This is a genomic window from Candidatus Planktophila sp., assembly GCA_030681675.1.
GTDB lineage: Bacteria > Actinomycetota > Actinomycetes > Nanopelagicales > Nanopelagicaceae > Planktophila.
Genome location: JAUXRP010000003.1, coordinates 97,951 through 116,905, shown reverse-complemented (window position 1 = coordinate 116,905; position 18,955 = coordinate 97,951). Strand labels below are relative to the sequence as shown.

General features: G+C 45.3%; 17 protein-coding genes and 1 pseudogene. 9 read left to right on the top strand and 9 right to left on the bottom strand.

The window, feature by feature from the left end; genetic code table 11:
• Window positions 1-8: 8 nt before the first annotated feature.
• From Q8K48_01130 to Q8K48_01100, 7 genes are all read right to left on the bottom strand, one after another.
• Window positions 9-749, bottom strand: coding sequence for a sulfite exporter TauE/SafE family protein (locus Q8K48_01130; protein ID MDP1850998.1), 741 nt, complete (start codon window positions 747-749; stop codon window positions 9-11).
• Complete coding sequence (locus Q8K48_01125; protein ID MDP1850997.1) at window positions 742-2,619, bottom strand: acetoacetate--CoA ligase; 1,878 nt, start codon at window positions 2,617-2,619, stop codon at window positions 742-744. The genes Q8K48_01130 and Q8K48_01125 overlap by 8 nt, the downstream gene beginning before the upstream one ends.
• Complete coding sequence (locus Q8K48_01120) at window positions 2,616-3,638, bottom strand: branched-chain amino acid ABC transporter permease (GenBank protein MDP1850996.1); 1,023 nt, start codon at window positions 3,636-3,638, stop codon at window positions 2,616-2,618. Before Q8K48_01120 ends, Q8K48_01125 begins: the two co-directional genes overlap by 4 nt.
• A complete protein-coding gene (locus Q8K48_01115; GenBank protein MDP1850995.1) occupies window positions 3,638-4,519 on the bottom strand; it encodes a branched-chain amino acid ABC transporter permease in 882 nt (293 codons plus the stop codon). Before Q8K48_01115 ends, Q8K48_01120 begins: the two co-directional genes overlap by 1 nt.
• The gene (locus Q8K48_01110; GenBank protein ID MDP1850994.1) at window positions 4,520-5,224 is read right to left on the bottom strand and encodes an ABC transporter ATP-binding protein; all 705 of its coding nucleotides are present in this window, start codon (window positions 5,222-5,224) and stop codon (window positions 4,520-4,522) included. It abuts the gene before it with no gap.
• Window positions 5,221-5,973 carry an ABC transporter ATP-binding protein gene (locus Q8K48_01105; GenBank protein MDP1850993.1) on the bottom strand — a complete coding sequence of 251 codons (753 nt, stop codon included), beginning with the start codon at window positions 5,971-5,973 and terminating at the stop codon, window positions 5,221-5,223. Before Q8K48_01105 ends, Q8K48_01110 begins: the two co-directional genes overlap by 4 nt.
• A gap of 87 nt (window positions 5,974-6,060) precedes the next feature.
• Window positions 6,061-7,224, bottom strand: coding sequence for an ABC transporter substrate-binding protein (locus Q8K48_01100; GenBank protein ID MDP1850992.1), 1,164 nt, complete (start codon window positions 7,222-7,224; stop codon window positions 6,061-6,063).
• Between the two features lie 142 nt (window positions 7,225-7,366).
• Between Q8K48_01100 and Q8K48_01095 the strand changes: the two genes are divergently transcribed.
• Together Q8K48_01095 and Q8K48_01090 are read left to right on the top strand one after the other, a co-directional pair.
• Window positions 7,367-8,251, top strand: a complete 885-nt coding sequence (locus Q8K48_01095; protein MDP1850991.1) for an alpha/beta hydrolase — start codon at window positions 7,367-7,369, stop codon at window positions 8,249-8,251.
• On the top strand, window positions 8,248-9,048 hold the full coding sequence (locus Q8K48_01090) for a 3-hydroxybutyrate dehydrogenase (GenBank protein MDP1850990.1): 801 nt from the start codon (window positions 8,248-8,250) through the stop codon (window positions 9,046-9,048). Before Q8K48_01095 ends, Q8K48_01090 begins: the two co-directional genes overlap by 4 nt.
• Window positions 9,049-9,110: 62 nt before the next feature.
• On the opposite strand, the gene Q8K48_01085 is transcribed toward Q8K48_01090, so the two are convergent.
• Window positions 9,111-9,755, bottom strand: coding sequence for a hypothetical protein (locus tag Q8K48_01085; GenBank protein MDP1850989.1), 645 nt, complete (start codon window positions 9,753-9,755; stop codon window positions 9,111-9,113).
• 270 nt (window positions 9,756-10,025) lie between these two features.
• Between Q8K48_01085 and Q8K48_01080 the strand changes: the two genes are divergently transcribed.
• From Q8K48_01080 to Q8K48_01050, 7 genes and pseudogenes are all read left to right on the top strand, one after another.
• Entirely contained in the window at window positions 10,026-11,165 is a 1,140-nt protein-coding gene (locus Q8K48_01080; protein MDP1850988.1) for a fibronectin type III domain-containing protein, read from the top strand.
• A 9-nt stretch (window positions 11,166-11,174) separates the two neighbouring features.
• Window positions 11,175-11,600 (top strand): hypothetical protein, encoded by a 426-nt coding sequence (locus Q8K48_01075; GenBank protein MDP1850987.1) that lies wholly within the window; start codon window positions 11,175-11,177, stop codon window positions 11,598-11,600.
• Window positions 11,601-11,724: 124 nt separating this feature from the next.
• Window positions 11,725-13,485 (top strand): HAMP domain-containing sensor histidine kinase, encoded by a 1,761-nt coding sequence (locus Q8K48_01070; GenBank protein ID MDP1850986.1) that lies wholly within the window; start codon window positions 11,725-11,727, stop codon window positions 13,483-13,485.
• Between the two features lie 170 nt (window positions 13,486-13,655).
• A complete protein-coding gene (locus Q8K48_01065) occupies window positions 13,656-14,411 on the top strand; it encodes an NUDIX domain-containing protein (protein ID MDP1850985.1) in 756 nt (251 codons plus the stop codon).
• 4 nt (window positions 14,412-14,415) lie between these two features.
• Window positions 14,416-15,393 carry an NAD(P)-dependent alcohol dehydrogenase gene (locus Q8K48_01060; GenBank protein MDP1850984.1) on the top strand — a complete coding sequence of 326 codons (978 nt, stop codon included), beginning with the start codon at window positions 14,416-14,418 and terminating at the stop codon, window positions 15,391-15,393.
• Window positions 15,394-15,438: 45 nt separating this feature from the next.
• Window positions 15,439-15,735 (top strand): zinc-binding dehydrogenase, encoded by a 297-nt coding sequence (locus Q8K48_01055; protein ID MDP1850983.1) that lies wholly within the window; start codon window positions 15,439-15,441, stop codon window positions 15,733-15,735.
• Window positions 15,736-16,034: 299 nt separating this feature from the next.
• Window positions 16,035-18,140: pseudogene (locus Q8K48_01050) on the top strand (AAA family ATPase).
• A gap of 55 nt (window positions 18,141-18,195) precedes the next feature.
• Here the strand turns inward: Q8K48_01050 and Q8K48_01045 are convergent.
• A complete protein-coding gene (locus Q8K48_01045; GenBank protein ID MDP1850982.1) occupies window positions 18,196-18,945 on the bottom strand; it encodes a YwiC-like family protein in 750 nt (249 codons plus the stop codon).
• Between the last annotated feature and the right edge of the window lie 10 nt (window positions 18,946-18,955).

Sequence of the window (18,955 nt, the reverse complement as noted above, 5' to 3'; positions counted from 1 at the left end):
GGATGAGTCTACGGTGCGAAAATGAATTTTGCTCCAGCGATGAGCAAGACAAAGCCTAAAGCCCGCTTTATTCCGATGCTAGAGAACTTCGAAATTCCAAAGCGAGTCCCAATGAAAGCCCCGAATAAAACGGCAATCAAGAAGATGGGAAGTTCACTAGGAAGTGATCGTGTGGATTGAAAATTACCGAGTAATCCAGCGATCGAATTTACGAAGATAAATGCTGCCACAGTCCCACTGGCCTGTTTTACACTCACCCAACCTAACCAGATAATAAGAGGGGATAAGAAGATTCCTCCACCGGTTCCGGTTATGCCAGAGAGCAGGCCGATACCAGCGCCAATGATTACTGCTTTCACCACATTAAATGATCGATGAGGCTGGTCAACTTGTAAGGCCTGTATCAGGAAACGTGTTCCAGAGATTAATAGAAGTACCCCAATAATTGGTTTGTAAATATGGCTAGGTAAATTTATGTGACCACCAATGAATGCTGCTGGGATTGATCCAATGATTAGATAAACAAAGAGAGATCTATTGAAGTAATTGCCTCGTATGTAGCGAAAACTAGTATACGACGAAACGAAAATATTAAGCGTCAAAGCTGTTGGTTTTATAACTAGCGGAGGTAAATCAAAGAGCGTCATTACTGCGATGTAAGCCGATGCACCAGCGTGACCAACTGATGTATACAAGACTGCACCAAGAAATAAACAACCCGCTATTAACACTGTATTGGGGTCAAACATTAAGGCTCTTAAACCAATCGAGAGTTTCTGGGTTTGCTAATGAATCACTATTGCGAACTTCACGTCCATTTATCACATCTGTTACAGCGAGTTCGACCAGTTTATTTGACTTAGTGCGCGGTAACGCCGGTGCAATTAAAATTAAATCTGGCACATGTCGCGGGCTTGCTTGAGTTCGAAGAGCTTTTTTGATTTCCTTATCAGTCTCTTGTGTAAAGCTCATACCTGGCTTAATGACAACAAATAAAATTACACGCGTATCACCCTCCCAATCTTGAGAGACAGCCATCGCTTCGAGTATCTCTGGAAAGGTTTCGACTACTCGATAAATTTCGGCAGTTCCAATTCGTACGCCCTTGGAGTTCAGGGTCGCGTCGCTTCTTCCAAATAATATAAAGCCACCAGTTGATGACTTGGAAGCGAAATCTCCATGCGTCCAAACGCCTGGATAGCCCTTAAAGTAGGCTGCAGAGTATTTTTCATTACCGTAGTCGGCCCAAAATCCAAGTGGTTTAGATGGAAATGGCACCGTGCACACGAGCTCGCCCTTTTCATCAATGGCTGCTGATTCACCTTTGGCGTTAAAGACATCGGTGGCCATACCTAAACAAGCCCCTTGTAACTCGCCGCGATAGACCGGTTGTGTAGGCACTCCAGCTACGAAACAACCACAGATGTCGGTGCCACCGGACATTGATGCTAAGTGCACATCGCTTTTAATACATTGATACACGTAATCAAAACTCTCTGGGGATAAAACCGACCCAGTAGAGGCAATCACTTTGATTGCGGACAAATCATGAGACGTCGCCGGAGTGAGCCCCTCTTTATGCGCGGAATCTATGAACTTTGCCGATAACCCAAGAAAATCCAACTTCTCATCTTGAGCTAAATCAAAGAGGCGGGATGGTGTCGGAAACATTGGTGCGCCATCAAATAAAACAATAGTGGCACCGCGTCCTAGCGCCATTGTCAACCAGTTCCACATCATCCAGCCACATGTAGTAAAAAAGAAAACTCTCTGTTGTGCCTTGATTTCAAATTGATAGAGCTGTTCGGCCGATGCTTTGAGAAGTACCCCTGCACCACTATGGATAATGCACTTTGGCTTTCCAGTAGTACCCGATGAAAAAAGCACGAACCCAGGATGGTCAAATGGCAGGGGAGTGAACTCAAGAGGAGTTCCAATGTAGGGTGCTATCCAAGATTGGAATTCACTAACTCTGATAGTGGCGCTCAGAGTTGGTAATAGCGATTGAATCTCTTCAATCTTAGAGGAAGATTCAAAAATTTTACCGTTGTATTGATACGAATCTGAAGCTAATAAAATCTTAGGTTCGATTTGACCAAAGCGATCTTGCACAGCTCCTGGGGCAAAATCAGGCGATGCCGTTGAAACAATTGCACCAATACTTAAAGCACCCAATGCGAAAATAATTGTTTCAGAAATATTTGGGACCCACGCTACAACACGATCTCCTTTACCTACACCGGCGGCTTTTAACGCCGCCGTAGTTGCCGCTACTTGAGCACGCAAATCACCCCACGTTAATTCACTTCGATCTCCATTTTCTAGAATCGAAATGATAGCCACCTCGGTAGCATCACCCTTAGATAATAAGTTTTCGGCTACATTTAAAGTTGCATCGTTAAAAAAGCGTGCAGAGATAAAATCTTTACCGGGAGTATAAAATTGCTCCCCTTTTTCACCAATAATGCCGCAATCATCCCAAGCCCTTGACCAAAATAGCCCTGGGTTTTCAATGCTCCAGGCGTGTAATTTGGAGTACGAATCAAAGCCACAATCTGATTGAAGCCGTGTGATAGCCATGCCACTCGTATCGTGTGGTTGCCAGAGCTGTGTGTTCATTGAGATTTTTTAGTAATCGCCCTTAACCGCAGTCGATAGTAAGCCCCGGATAATCCACCCGGTGCGAACATGACGACAAAGATAAAGAGGAGACCTAAGACAAAGGCAGGCTCAGCGATTGGACCACCTATCCATTTAGGAATAGTTTTAAAGGAGTCCTGTTGAGTTAAATCCTGCATGCGCGTGGTTGCAACCGAATAGAAAATTCCTCCGATTACAGCGCCCCAACGCGTAACGGCTCCACCTAGGACAACCATTAATAGAAGCGAGATCGTGACTCCAGCATCTGCAAATCGCGGAGCAGCACTTCCTGCAGCAATAAGCATGACATTACCAAGGAGTGCGGCAAGGGCTGCACTAATTACAAAGGCTAAGAGCTTAAAGCGCTGAGTGTTTAGACCTAATACTTGAACGCGGAGCTCATTATCTCGTAATGCTGCAAAGACACGTCCGGCAGAGCTTTCGGTAACCCACCAAATCACAACATATGTGAAGATAAGAGTGGCCAAAGCCGCCCAATAAATAAATTTGGTGTTAGCAACGCTTATCCAAAACCCTGGAATTAAATCTGCATTAAGCGCAATTCCATTTTCTCCGCCGGTTAAGTTAAAAAAGTTTCGCTGAATTATAACGTGGCCAGCTTCGCCAAATGCCAGAGTAACCATTGCAAAAGTTATGCCTGAAGTTCGAAGTGATGCTGCACCAACCAAGAGTGCAAGGAGTGCGCTTACGGCGATTGAAATAAGCCCTGCAAGCCACCATGCAACAATCTCATAATTGATCAATATGCAACTTACGTAAACGCCTGTGGCGAAATAAAGCGCATGACCAAAGGATAGAAGTCCAGTGAAACCAAAGAGGAGGTCGTAAGTAAGTGCTAAACCACCCCAAATAAAGGCAACGGCCATCGTTTGTTGGAGTCCTGGTCGGCTTAGTGGATTTGAACCCAATAAAGGCGCTAACGCTATAAGCGAAACAAATAGCCCAAGAAGGGGGCGTGAATATTTCCAGCGCAACATTATGCACGCACCTTTCCAAGTAGGCCTTGTGGTCTAATCAATAAGACAACGGCGAGCAAGATAACGACCACGAAATCCCCAAGTCCAGTTGTATAGTAATTTGCGAACTGGCGAATGACGCCAATCATCATGGCTGCTAAGAAACTGCCAGGAACTGAGCCCATGCCACCGATGACTACGACGATAAAGCCATAGATTAAATACGTACCAGCAATGAGTGGGGAGACTCCGTTGGAGTAGACCGAAACCAAGACGCCTCCAACACCTGCTGCAAAGCCTCCTAAGAAAAATACTGTGCTAAATGCACGGCGTACATTAATTCCGAGAGCGTTGACCATATTTCGATTTTCGACACCGGCGCGAATAATTAGACCGATTCGGGTGAATTTGAGAAGTGCCCAATTGCCTACTAACAACAAAACTGCAGTCGCGATATATACCACTCGGTCAGCAGGAATCTTGGCTCCACCAACATCAATAGCTGTCAAAAACCACAACGGAGCTGGGAACATTCGAAGATCATTGCCGAACCAACCTCCGAGTACTGCACCGACAACTAGCGCAACTCCGACCGTCACTAGGGCTTGGTCGATATGACGGTCATATAATCGCGTAATCAATAACTGTTCAATCAAGAGGGCAAATAAACCTGCCGCTAAACCGCCCACAATCATTGCCAGAATAAATTCAGGCATAGAAGTTTCAAATCCCGTTTTGCTTGCTACCCAAAAACCTACAAATGCGCCGACGGTAAGAAAACTTCCATGAGCAAAGTTAAGAACACCCATAAGGCCGTAGATGAGAGAGAGTCCAGAGGCAATTAAAAAATAAAGTGCGCCAAGCCCGATGCCCGTGATGCCAATTAAGATGAAAGTATCCATTTACTTATGACCCCCACTCACGCCTAACATCTGGTGTACCCACGAAGGGTCATCTAAGTTTTCAGGTTCACCTTGAAAAATTACTCTGCCTTGATCCATCACAACTACGTGATGGGCGATGCGTTTAACTAAAGCCAGATTTTGCTCTACAAGTAGCATTGTTGTCGCTTCGGCGACTTTTGCTAGGGCGTCGGCAACTTCGGTCACGAGCTTTGGAGCGAGTCCTTTGGTTGGTTCATCGACTAAGAGAATTTCATTTGTATTGAGCATCGCGCGTGCGATGGCAACCATTTGCTGCTGACCCCCTGAGAGCGAGCCTGCTAATTGAATCGCACGTGTTTTTAGCTCTGGAAATAGTTCGTATATGCTTTCAAAAGCGGCGTTATTTGTTTTAACACGAGAGGCTAACGCCAGATTTTCACGCACTGAAAGCGTAGAAAAAATCTCACGATCTTCGGGTACGTATGCAACGCCTAATTGTGCAATTTTGTACGTTGGCATTCCAATGAGCTCCTGGCCATTTAGCTGAACTGAGCCATTGCCAGGATATAGACCCAAGATTCCTTTAAGCGTAGTTGATTTACCCACACCATTTCGGCCGAGAAGTGCAGTGACTTTGTGAGAGGGAACATCGAAATTCACTCCATGCAAAATGTGAGACTCGTTGATTTTTACGTGCAGATCCCTTACGACAAGGGTGTTCATAGCGACTCTCCGATATATGCTGACTGCACGATTGGATTATTAATAACATTCTGTGGGGTGTCACAGACCAATAGCTCGCCATAGTTCAAAACCGCTATACGATCGGCTAAACCTAAAATAACCTCCATATGGTGCTCAACGATTAATACAGTTTTCATATGTATCGTGGCTAGAGATCGAATAATTTCTACTAACTCTGGGACATTTTCAACACTCATGCCAGCCATGGGTTCATCGAGTAAGACAATTTCGGATTTCGACGCCAGAACGATGGCGATCTCTAAACGACGCTTATCACCATGAGAAAGAGCCCCAGCTCTATGCATCGCATAATTGCTGAGACCAACTTTTTCTAAACACTCTTGGGCATGCGCAACAACATCAGTAAATTTATAAGCGTTTTTAGTTAAGTTCATTGATTTACCGTGAGCTGCTTGTGCCGCGATTCTTACATTCTCCAAACAGGTCAGATTCACAAACACACTGGAAGTTTGAAAAGTGCGCGCAATCCCAGCCTTGGCTCGTTCGTGTGGTGCCAAATCAGTGACATTTAAGTCGCCAATGAATATCTGCCCACGCGATGGTTTGCGAATTCCACTCAATAAATTAAAGAAAGATGTCTTGCCTGCACCGTTTGGACCAATGATTCCTAGTGTTTCATTTTGATAAACAGAGAGTGAAATGCCATCGAGAATTTTTGCACCACCGATGTCAAGAGAGAGATCCGTAACGCTTAGTGCAGAAATCAATCGCCAACTCCTTTAAATATTGAGCTAAATATACAAAGAACCCCAGCGCATTTCTACACTGGGGTTCTTTAATTTATATGTGATGTATTACTTGCCTACTCCTGAGATTGTTTTTTGCAATAATGGAACATATCCAGTTGCAGTCTTTGTCAGACCAACTAGGAACATTGGCTGAATAAGGAGGTGGTTCGAGGCATTGACAGTCATAAAGCCCTTGACACCAACCCATGAGTAGCCCTCAAGGTTGGAAATCATTTTATCTACGTCCTGAGATGGGTTACCAGTTAGTGCGCGGACAATCATCTTGGCAGCATCTGCTCCAGTTGAGGTGAAGAGATCCTGTGTCTTCTTGTTGACAGCAAACCATGCTGCCATTGCATTGGAGGCCTGTGATTTCGAGGCACCAGCAAAGTAGCTATTTGTCATGATTGCATTGGTGCCTTCAAAGAGAGTTCCGTAGATGTTATAGGTCGCTGCTCCTGCAAGGCCTGTAATTGGTCGAGACTTAGCGAAAGCACCTTGAACTTTAAGGGAAGTCAACATTGCACCAGCAGTTAGAGCATTTGACCAAGCGATGAATATATATGTGCCATTTGCATCGGCAGCTTTCTTCGCAAAAGGTGTGAAGTCAGATGTAGATGTTGGAACTTTTATCTCTTCAAACAAAGCACCCTTTGGTCCCATCAATGCACGTGCAGCTGCGATGTTTCCAGCACCGAAAGCATTATCTTCAACGAAGAGAATTACTTTCTTACCTTTGATTGGCTTAACGCCAGCAAGTGGTGCTAAATCTTGGGTCGATGAGTTACCTGATCGGAAAACATACTTATTAGCAGCTGATGTAACTAAATCGTTCTTGGCTGGACCAGAAATGTACAAAATTTTGTTCTGTGCAGCTAGTGGTCCAAGTGTTAATGCAACACCTGATGAAGCAGTACCAACGATTATTTTAGTTCCGTTACCGACCATCTCTTTGAAGGATGCAGTAGCAGATGCAGGATCTGCGGCATCATCTTTAGTCGTCACAACGAGCTTCGCACCGTTTATCGACATCTTGCCGCCTGTGTAATAGTTCAGACCCCATTCGAGTCCATCGTTATATGCAAGACCATATGAACCAAGTGGTCCTGATGATGAAGTAATGACACCAATTTTAATTTCTTTTGCAGCCTGTGCTGGCGCCATGTTTGGCATGATGACAGCTAGAGAGAGTGCGGCTACTCCCAATCGTGCTAGTGAGCGCTTGCTCATAGTGTGATCTCCTTGTTGATAATGCCAGCCACATCGAGGGTTGGCTTGCTTAAGATAAATCTATCTGCTCGGCCTAGAAGTTGATCACCTCTTTGACTACAGTTAGATAACAATTTTGTGGAAAAAGGTGCAGAATCACTCCATGTCTTTACCAACTCAGCGCATTCTCGTCCCGGTCACAGGTGGATCACTCGCAGTCTTTCGATATGGAGATGGAGTGGGAGATCCAGTCCTCTTGATTCATGGAGTGACATCATCAAATCGTGCATTTCAGCTCTTTGCCGATGAACTAATTGCCCGCGGAAAAGCCGTGTATGCAGTTGATTTGCGAGGCCGCGGGGATTCAAATACTCTGCCAGAACCATTTGGGATGGCCCAGCATGCACACGACATGGCTGCCGTCATAGAGTTTCTTCAGTTGAAAAAACCTGATGTGATTGGTCATTCAATGGGTGGATTTGTAGCAGCGGCTTTAGTTGGTTTACACCCAGAGTTAATCGGAGAAGTTGTATTTGCAGATGGAGGGATTCCATTGCCGTTACCTCCTGGGATGAATGTGGAGCAGGTTTTACCTTTTGTGTTAGGACCAGCCCTTGCACGCCTTGCTTTGGTCTTCGAATCTAAAGATGCCTATCGAGATTTCTGGCGGTCTCAACCCGCATTTTCCAAAGGTTGGTCACCGGTCATGGATGAGTACGTTGACTATGACCTTCGAGGCGACGCACCAAACCTAAAGCCTTCAACAAATCCAGCAGCAGTCGAGGCTGACTCTCGAGATTTATTTGGAGATGACCTAATTGTGCGCTCACTCAAGGGTCTAACTGCGCAAGCACAATTCATTAAGGCTGAAAGAGGTTTGCAGAATGAGGAAGGTGGGCTTTATCCATTGGACGTATTAAATGCAGTGCTTCCGCAGTATCCAATGTTAAAGCTAGAGTTTCTATCAGATTGCAATCACTACGACATGTTCACCGACCATTTTGGCGCTGAAAAAGTTGCCCAAATAATTTATGGAGATCGACTATGACTTTAAAAGGAAAACGAGCATTTATTACGGGTTCATTTCAAGGAATTGGCTTAGGAATTGCCACTGCCCTTGCTCGCGAAGGCGCTGAGATTGTTTTACATGGCCTTGCAGATATCGAAACAATTAAGGGGGCTGAGGCTATTGTGAGCGCTGCTGGCGCACCAAAAGTTGAGTCACATGTGAGCGATCTTCGTGATAGCGCGGCAACAGAGGCATTAGTAGCCGCAGTTCTAGATAATGGTCCAGTAGATATTCTGTGTAACAACGCTGGCATTCAACACACCGCACCAATCGCTGACATGCCTCGCGAAAAATGGAGCGACATTATTTCTATAAATCTCTCCTCCTATTTTGACACAATGCGTTTATTACTCCCACACATGCAGGTTCGAGGATATGGCAGAGTTATCAATACCTCCTCGGTGCATGGATTAGTCGCATCGATTGCAAAGGCACCATACGTCTCTGCCAAACATGGAGTAATTGGTTTAACTAAAGCCGCGGCTCTGGAATATGCAGCAAGCGGCACCCGCGAATCAGGTGGTGTAACGGTAAATGCGATCTGCCCAGGTTGGGTAGAAACTTCATTGATCGAGCCACAGATTCAAGCCCGCGTGGCAATCTTTAACGGTGATCGTGCTGCAGGTATCGCCGATTTATTATCTGAAAAGCAGCCTTCTAAACGAATGTCTACTCCAGAGGAGATCGGAGCCGTTGTAGTGTTCTTATGTTCCCAAGCGGCGCATAACATCACTGGTGTTTCAATCCCGGTTGATGGTGGATGGACTGCGCAATAAGTTAACTTCACAACAAAACCCTCGAACCATTTATTCGGTTCGAGGGTTTTGTTAATTACGTATTATGGCTTTGGAGTTTTGTCAGGCTTTGGAGTCTTTTCAGGTTTTTCTGCCTTGGCAGGCTTTCCAGGTGCTACTGGCTTTACTGGTGCTACGCCCTTTACTGGAACAGGTGGCTTAGTAAGTTCAGCTGGCTTAATTGGTTTTACTGGTTCATCACCGAATGTTGCTACCGCTGCTTTAAATGAATTCATAGCGGCCTCCATGGCTTGGTGATGAGCTTTAACAGCTAACTCAAGTTGGGCACCAGTTGCACCAACAACTCCAACAGCAGCTAGAAAATCAGCATCCGCTTTCATAATCGCAGCTTTGCGTGCGGCAATGGCTGGTGCAATCTTTGCTTCATATGCTGCGCGGAGAGCTTGGAACTGCTCGATTGCAACTTTCCAATCGGCGTAATATTTTGCTACTGCGATCTGCCACTCGGTGTTGTACTTATCCATGGCGACGCGATTAGCGATTGCAATCTTAATTACTTCTATTCGATACTTCATCATGTCAATTTGATACTGTGCTAAAGCTGCTTGATAAGCAGCTGAATTGGTAGCCGCTGGCAGTGGCGTAGAATCAGCCTGTACTGCAGCTACTGAACCGGCCATCAAACCGGAGGCCAGTAGGGCTACACCTAAAACTCTTTTTACCTTCATGATTTGCTCCTCATTAACAATTCAGGCCCAACTGGCCCGTGTCCACAAAGTAAGTTTCTTTTTTGTGTCTATCCTGAGAGATTCCTCAAGCCTTCCTGTGGCATTAAAGGCCGCTGAATGGCTCTAGAAGGAGAAAAGAAGTCTGATTCATGAGAACCGGCACTCAAATCCACAGAACAAGAGTAGAAAATTTGTTCACCTTGCTGACTATGGAGAGCGTCAGTTGTACCATCAAAAGTGAAGATTTTTTTCATCTCTCAATAGGGGGTGATGGCGATGTTAAATATCTCCTTGAGTAAACACGTGATGTCTCATAAGTTTTACTTAACATTTGTTTTATTGATATCACTTGGAATTGGCGTAATTCAATCTCCACTTTCCTACGGTGCCAATCCACCAACAGCACCTCAGTATGTAGAGGCGATGAGTGATATAAATCAAGTCGCAATTACGTGGGATCCTCCAAGCTCGAATGGTGGAGACTCTTTACTTAATTACACAGCGAGAATATGGAGCCTGCCACCGCCGACAAATTCGCCGATCTTTGCTTCCTGCACCACGACCCAATTTGGTTGCATCATTAGTGGATTAATTTCAGGAAATGTGTACTACGTCGATGTCATAGCAAGCAATAGCGCTGGGCTTGGAACTCCGAGTTCAGCAAAGTCGATTTCTCCAGGTGCAACTGGAAAACCTCCAAGCAATGTCAGCGCGACTAGTGATGCCAAAGGTTTAATTACGATTAAGTGGACTCCATTAACAAGTGCTGGAGCGGGGGCATTTTCTTGGTACACCGCAGAAGTATTTAAGGGTTCTGAGATTGGTGTTGGTTCATATGCAGGTTTTTGTACGAGCGGCGCTATCACCGATAGCAGCTGCTTCATCGGCGGCTTAAAATTAGGGGCTACCTATTACGCGCAAGTTCGAACATATACTTCACTCGGTTCAGGTTTCCCGTCTTTTCCCCGGATAAAAATTATTGCAGGAACTCCTGCAGCACCTATTGCTAGTCCAACACCAACTAAGGCGACTCCCGGTACATCTGCATCCGCAAGCGCAAAAGCTACTTCGTCATCGAGTGGCGGTACGAATATCACACCGATTCCTACGGGAAACCCTGCCAACTCAGATCCTCCACAAAAGGTCAAAGTTGTTTCACTCTCAAAAGCGATCCGAATTTCCTGGAGCCCACCAAAACACACAGGCGGATTGAAAATTCTCGGGTATCGCGCAAGCGCACTAGGGGGAAGTGTCCAGTTAATCCACGAGTGTCGAACCTCAGCCAAGCAGTTCACATGCACATTAAAGAATTTAGAGGCTAAGCAAGTTTATAACCTTTCTGTTTATGTTGTATTTGCTGGCAAAGAGAGTAGAAGTTCGAAAATATTTCGAGTCGTTACTAAAAGTTAGGACATGAGTATGAAAACAGAGATAGTACAAGAAATCTTTGAAAAACTGCAGGCGTTAGGTTTAGATCCAATACGTGGAGGAGCCTCCGACATCACCGTTAATTGCCAACTGCTCGATGCCAAGAGTGGCTCAGGTGATAAGTCGATCACCTATGAAAATGCCGTTCTTTTTGATGAAAAGGAGAAGACAATTTTTCTTTTTGAAAAAACTGCGGAAAAGAGCAAGGGTTTTTCGTTTGGTTCTAGCTCTGAATCATCATTTCAATCGGGCAAAACGCTCTCACGTCACGTTAAGGGGGTTTTCATTGGAGCAAACGGGGTGAAGATTGATTATGACTTTGACATAGGGGAAATCTCGAAATCCATTAAGTCGATCGCCGAGATGCATAATCTGAAATTCAAAACCGTTATCCGAAGAAAGAGTGCCGAAGCTTAACTGGTACTCATCCCCTAGAAAAAGCCTTGCAGTCGAAGTAACCTCACCGGTTAAGAGTGATTCCACTAAAAATAGGAATTAAGGTTTAGTATCTCACGGTGGAGAAAATTGGGGGGGGGGATCAGTGACTCAATTAAAAACTCCATCCGGTGAGTATTCATTCCACCTTTCAAATTGGCAAAAATTATTCGCATTTTTAACTTTGCTAGTACTTATAGCAATGACGTTTTCTACGTTTAACGCATCTCAAGTATCAGCAAAACAAAGTGTGATTTTGACAGCTGCGGAAAAATCCTCAGATTCAATCATTTCCACTCAGCGTGAGGCGCTTGAGTACATAGTTGAAATCAAACAATGGAGTCAGGGCGCCTTGCCCAAAAGTAGTGTGGAAGCTTCACGGGACATACTCACCAAACACTTATATGCAACTGATTCAAACGGCATGACCCTTAGTGGTCTTGTAGATCCTTTATTTCTTCAAGCTCTAAAAGAGATTGATGTAATCATTCAAAGATCACCACAAGGCTTTCTGACTGACCAAATACAAGCTTCAACCCGTGCCCAAATCGAGCCCATTTCAGAAAAAATTGCAGAATTTGCCACACAGTTAGTCATTTCATTTCAAAGAAATATTGAAGTTAAATTAAGAGAAGTTACGATGGAACGTGAAAAAATCACCACAAGAAATCTATGGCTTCGCTTTCTTCTTCTTTTCATGATATTTATTTTGATTTCTTGGGTGGGTGCTTCTTTTTCAGCTCGGTACAAGTCAATTCAAAATTCAATAAAAACTCAGCTGGATGAGCTTGCCTTGAGTAGGGCGGAATTAGGGGTAGCGCTTCTTGCTATCACCGAATTAAAGGTATTAGATGATGAAAAAAATGAATTCATCTCAAATATTAATCACGAACTTCGCACTCCTCTGACATCAATCATAGGATATTTAGGTTTGGTAAATGATTTAACCGACGAAGAGAAGAACCCTAAGATTGCAAAATTTCTAAAGATTGTTGATCGAAATCTATTGTCACTTCTTGATCTTGTAGAGAACATGCTTACAATTTCAAAGTTAGAAGTTGGGGCAAATCCGAAGGTTTTCAAACGTATAATGTTGGATGAAATAATTGCAGATGCAATCTTTGTCTTACAACCATCATTGGATGCGGCAGCGATTTCCATAGAATTCGTTGCCGAAAATTCATATGACAATTCTCATGACGACTGGTCAATAGCTGGAAACAGGGGTCAAATTTCTCAGGTTTTTATTAATCTATTCCAGAACTCGGTCAAATTTAGCCCTAGAAATTCAAAAATATTCGTTGGAATAGTCAATATTTTTGATAAGACCGGTGCGAAGTTTGTACGTGTGAGCGTCTCCGATCACGGCATGGGTATATCTGCCGAAGACATGAAAAAGTTATTTCACCGTTTCTTTCGATCAGAAAGCGCTGTTCATGCTCAAATCCCAGGTACCGGTCTTGGATTGTCGATTGTCAAGAAAATAGTCGAACAACATGGAGGACGAATAGAAGTTGAATCGGAGATTAATATCGGAACAACTGTGCATATTGAACTACCAGTCTATGTAAGAGGAATGGATCAACTTATTCAGGAGCGCCGCCTGCCAGTCCTAGAAAAAGCTATCGAGTCAATTACAAATGCTCCACTTGATGAACTCCAAGAAATTGCTGACGAAATGGGAGGTGCAATTGCCTCCTACACACTAAAAAAAGAGGGAGCAGAACTAATTAATTTCTCAAAATGGTTGGCGGATTCGCCTAATCTCACGGAAGAGGAAATTGTCTCTAAGAGGAATACGTTACTTCTCAAATTGAAAATGGTTCTGGTAAAAATCGAACTAGGATTATCCAACAATGTGGATTGAAACCTTTCCGATTGCTTCTAATTCTCCAGAATTAACACTATAGAAGGGTATCAATTAACTCCTCATATTGTTTATGCCAACTAGCAGGACTCATTTGTGGAACTTGAGCTCAATAGTTGGCTGAAAGGTTATGGTTGACAAGACTATAACCTTTGGGTACCGTAAGAGTCATGAAGACTAAAACACTTGGTAGCGAGACTCTGGTTGATTACGACCCGACGCAGTTCCCTCCGTTCGCGGTGACGGTGGATGTGGCGATTCTGACCATGTCCGAAGGCGTGCTGCATGTGTTGCTCGTACGTCGAGGGCAAGCGCCGTTCGAGGGTGTGTGGGCAATTCCGGGTGGTTTCAAACGACCTACCGAAACGCTGGACGCAGCAGCCAAGCGCGAGTTGACCGAAGAGACCGGTGTCGATGCCGCAAGATTGTTGACTCAGTTTGGTGCTTACGGTGATCCTGGCCGTGATCCTCGAATGAACGTCGTGACAGTGGCGTATCTTGCTGTGCTCCGTGACGTAGGAGCGGTCGTGGCGGGTTCGGACGCAGCGGATGCCTGTCTGATTCCAGTCTCCGATGTGCTTAACGGAAGAGTCGAGTTGGCCTTTGATCATTTACAGATTGTGCGTGATGCGGTTGAGCGCGTCCGTGTCGAGCTCGAAGTGTCGGGTGTCGCGACGGCGTTCATTGGAACAACATTTACTTTGGCTGAACTACGGGCAGTATATGAGGCGGTCTGGGGGGTGCAGCTCGATGCCGCTAACTTTCGGCGGAGCATAGTTGCGGAGAAAGGGTGGGTGATTCCAACCGGACGTCGGGCTCAATCTGGTTCCACTGGAGGCAAACCTGCGGAGTTGTTTCGTGCTGGGCGGGCGTGGAAACACGGAAGTCCAATTCAATATCCACAACGAAACCAGAAACAGAGGTGAATTGATGAGAGCAGTAGTTTTCAGGAAATACGGGAATCCGGATGTTCTACACCTTGAAGAAGTTGAGCGACCATTGCCTAAAGAAAACGAGGTCCTTATCAAAGTTCATGCCACAACTATTACTCGATCTGATACCGGCCTGCGCAGCTCTGAATATTTCTTTTCCCGTGTTTTCACTGGCTTGCTCCGGCCGAAAAGGTCGATATCGGGTATGGAGTTTGCGGGGGTAATAGAAGAAGTTGGCGCGGATGTGCTCAAATTTCGGGTGGGTGACGAGGCATTCGGTATCAAAGGGGGAGCCAATGCGGAGTTTGTCTGTGTCCCTGAAAGTGGAGTGCTGGCCCACAAACCCGAGAGTATGAGTTTTGAAGAGGCTGCTGCCGTTTGTGATGGGGCACTTCTTGCATTGACCTGTCTGAAACCGGCAGATTGGACGGGAAAGAACATTCTCGTCTACGGTGCCTCTGGATCTATCGGGACGGCGGCTATACAACTGGCTAGGCATTTTGGGATCCATGTCACTGCGGTGTGCAACACTAAAAACATTGAGCTCATGTACTTACTTGGTGCCGATGAAGCAATTGACTATTTAAAGGATGATTTCACTAAAAACGGGAAAACGTATGACGTAATTTTTGACGCGGTCGGAAAGCACTCGTTTCGAAGAGCTCGACACTCGCTAAAACCGAGGGGGAGATACATTACCGCCGATCTCGGATTCATGTATCACGTTCCCATTCTGGCTCTATTGACTCGGTGGTTTGGAAAAAAGAAGGCAACACTCGGAATTGGTACGTACCGAAGAGAGGACCTCTTTCTGCTCAAAGATTTAATAGATGCCGGCAAATATCGGGCGGTCATCGACCGGCTATATCCGATTGAGGATGTGGTCGAGGCGACCCGCTACGTGGAAACGGAACAGAAAACGGGAAACGTAGTTCTAACGGTTTGTAGCAACCTAAGAAAAGATTTGAGCGTATGAGAGCAGTAGTTTGCAACACTTACGGTTCGCCCGGGAGATAAGGTATTGATTAACGGCGCTTCAGGAGGCGTCGGCATCTTTGCGGTGCAGTTTGCTAAAGCCTTCGGGTCGGAGGTAACCGGTGTGTGCAGCACTAGAAATGTCAATCTCGTGCGATCACTTGGCGCCGATCACGTCATTGACTACACGAAGGAGGACTTCACCCAAAGTGGGCAGCGTTATGACTTGATGCTCGATAACGCTGGGAGTAAATCATGGTCCGAGATAAGACGCATACTCAACAAGGATGCGACCATTGTCATAGTTGGAGCAGCAAAAGGCAATGGTTTTGCTGGACCGTAACCCCACATGCTCAAAGTACGCCTAGCGGCACTGCCTAGTAGTCAGAAGGCGGTGTTCTTTATCGCCAAGTTGACTAGAGAGGACATGCCCAAGGCAAAATCATCATCACTATGTGAGTGAAGTAGCAGTTCCCTTCGCGTTGCTCATTTCTTAATCTAAGAGGGCTGGCTCCCTAGTACTTGGAATAAAGAAAGCATAACTTTGTGTTAAAACAGCTGACCATCGTGATAAAGCGGAGCTGCGTATAGGAGAAAAACATGGGACCGAGCAATAATCCCAACGAGACAGAGGAGAGATCCGCTCTCGATCAGTATGGAATTGATTTAACGCAGCGTGCACGCGATGGCAAGTTAGATCCTGTCATCGGGCGGGATAATGAGGTCCGAAGAGTGATTCAAGTTTTGTCGCGCCGGACAAAAAACAACCCAGTACTAATAGGTGAGCCAGGCACAGGAAAGACTGCGATTGTTGAAGGATTAGCACTTCGAATTGCTGCTGGCGATGTTCCTACTGGATTAAAAAATAAAAAAGTTGTCTCAATTGATCTTAGCTCCATAGTTGCTGGGGCAAAATATCGTGGTGAATTTGAGGAGCGTTTAAAGGCGGTTCTCGATGAAATTAAAGCATCTGAAGGTCAGGTAATCACTTTTATCGATGAACTACACACCGTTGTCGGGGCTGGCGCAATGCCAGGCGCACTTGATGCTGGGAATATGTTGAAGCCACTTTTGGCACGCGGGGAATTACACATGATTGGTGCAACAACCCTTGATGAATACCGTCAATACATCGAAAAGGACGCCGCCTTGGAGCGCCGCTTCCAACAGGTCCTTGTTGGAGAACCAAGTGTTGAAGACACAATTGCAATTTTACGCGGGCTTCGCGAAAAGTATGAAGCTCACCATAAAATTGTCATAAGTGATAGTGCCCTTGTGGCTGCGGCAACTCTTTCAGAGCGCTATATCACTCATCGCTTTTTACCAGATAAAGCCATTGATTTAGTGGATGAAGCGGCATCTCGTTTACGGATGGAGATTGATTCATCCCCTGAAGAGATCGATCAATTACAAAGAGCCGTAGATAGATTGCGTATGGAGGAGTTTGGTTTAGCCAAAGAGAAAGACGAGGCTTCACGTGCAAGACTTAAAGACTTGCGTAGCGAGCTCAAGGAGAATGAAGTAAATCTTGAAGAGTTAAGCGAGAAATGGGGGAGTGAGAAAAAGCAGCTAGATCGAATTGGCTATCTAACCGAAGAGCTTGATAAATCCAGAGTTGAAGCCGAGCGAGCTCAAAGAGAAGGCAATCTCGAACATGCCGCTCGATTGATGTATGGCCGTATCCGCGAAATTGAAAACGAGCTTGCTGCTACACGCGCCTCCATGGATTCGGCCTCTGCAATGGTAAAAGAGGAGGTCACCTCAGATGACATCGCTGAAGTTATCTCTGCCTGGACGAAAATTCCAGTTGGCCGCCTACTTCAAGCAGATAGCCAGAGGCTTTTGGATTTAGAGCAAGAGTTGGAAAAACGAGTTATTGGACAGATGAGTGCAATTAAATCTGTTGCCGATGCCATTCGCCGTTCTAGGGCAGGTATCTCTGATCCCAATCGCCCTACAGGATCTTTTTTATTTCTTGGACCAACTGGCGTGGGTAAAACCGAACTTGCTAAATCCTTGGCATATTTCTTATTTGATGACGAACGGGCAATGGTTCGAATTGATATGAGTGAGTATGGAGAGAAATTTTCTGTCTCCAGGTTGGTGGGTGCACCTCCAGGCTATGTTGGTTACGAAGAAGGTGGTCAATTAACCGAAGCTGTACGTCGCCGTCCGTACTCTGTCATCCTTTTAGATGAGGTCGAAAAGGCACACCCTGAAGTATTTGATTTATTACTTCAGGTCTTTGACGATGGCCGTTTAACCGATGGTCAGGGGCGTACCGTTGATTTTCGCAATTCCATCATCATCATGACCTCAAACTTAGGTTCTTCTTATTTGGCAGATGCTGAAGTTTCTCGCCAAGAACAAGAGAAATCCGTCAATGAAGTTCTAAGAAAACACTTTAAGCCAGAGTTCTTAAATCGCATTGATGACATAGTGATATTTAATTCACTTGGACGAAAAGATATTGCTGCCATTGCAGATAATCTAATTCATAATCTTGAGGTTAGATTAAAAGACAGAGACATCGTTCTTGAGTTAACTCCAGTGGCAAAAGATTGGCTGGTTGTGCATGGCTTTGATCCGATTTATGGCGCTCGACCTCTACGGCGACTTATTCAAAAAGCCATAGGCGATGATATTGCCATGAAGATTCTCTCTGGCAAGTTAGTTAATTCCTCAAAGTTGATAATTGATGCAGATAGTCAGGAAGCTGAAGAATTAAGTATTTCTGTCACTGATTAACGATGCTAAGTTGCGATGACCGCTTGAGGCCAAGGAGTGATTGCTTCTATAACTACTAGCCCTGCGCAATAACGGTACAAATAACTACTAAAAGCGCTACCGCTAATTCAATTGCACCGATTCTGCCAGGTCGCATTCCTGGTTTCATTAAAACAGTTCTAACTAAAGCAAATGTGAATGGAGTTATTAACCACCAGGAAAGAGTGGTTAGTCCAAGTGATATCACCACGGCAACATGAAAGCCGACACTAATGACATGCCAACGGCGATTAGTAGCCTCACGGATTAGCGCTTTTACATGGAGTACTGAACCAATAAAGAAGAGTAGAGATACCAGGGTGGCAATCCAGATTGAATGCGGAATAAGGTCCAGTGATTGCTGATCGTTAGCAACTGCATACATCAAAATCGGTGCCATTGAGGCTAGGACCACTAGCAACAGGTCATTGGTGATTCCACGTTCGCGACCCAACCATGTCAGACAAATACTGATGGACCAGAGCACAACAATCAGCGCACTTGGTAAGAGAATCCAAGGCCGCATTGCAATAAGTGTGCCGGTTCCAAAGAGGGTGAGTCCCGCCCAAGGAATAGCTGAACGGAGTTCGTTGCGCGCGCGAGTTGTCCACGAACCACGGTTCACCCGCGCCAAGAACGCTCTACCTCCGAAATATGAAAACGGATAGGCCGCTATCCAGGTCAGTGAGAAAAGAAGGCCGATTGCGTTACCCGCGCCGAGGAATGATCCCAGCAACAATGGAACAATCAAGAATGCCCAGGCTCCATGCTGCGGTGGAAATTTCACAGGTCTCATT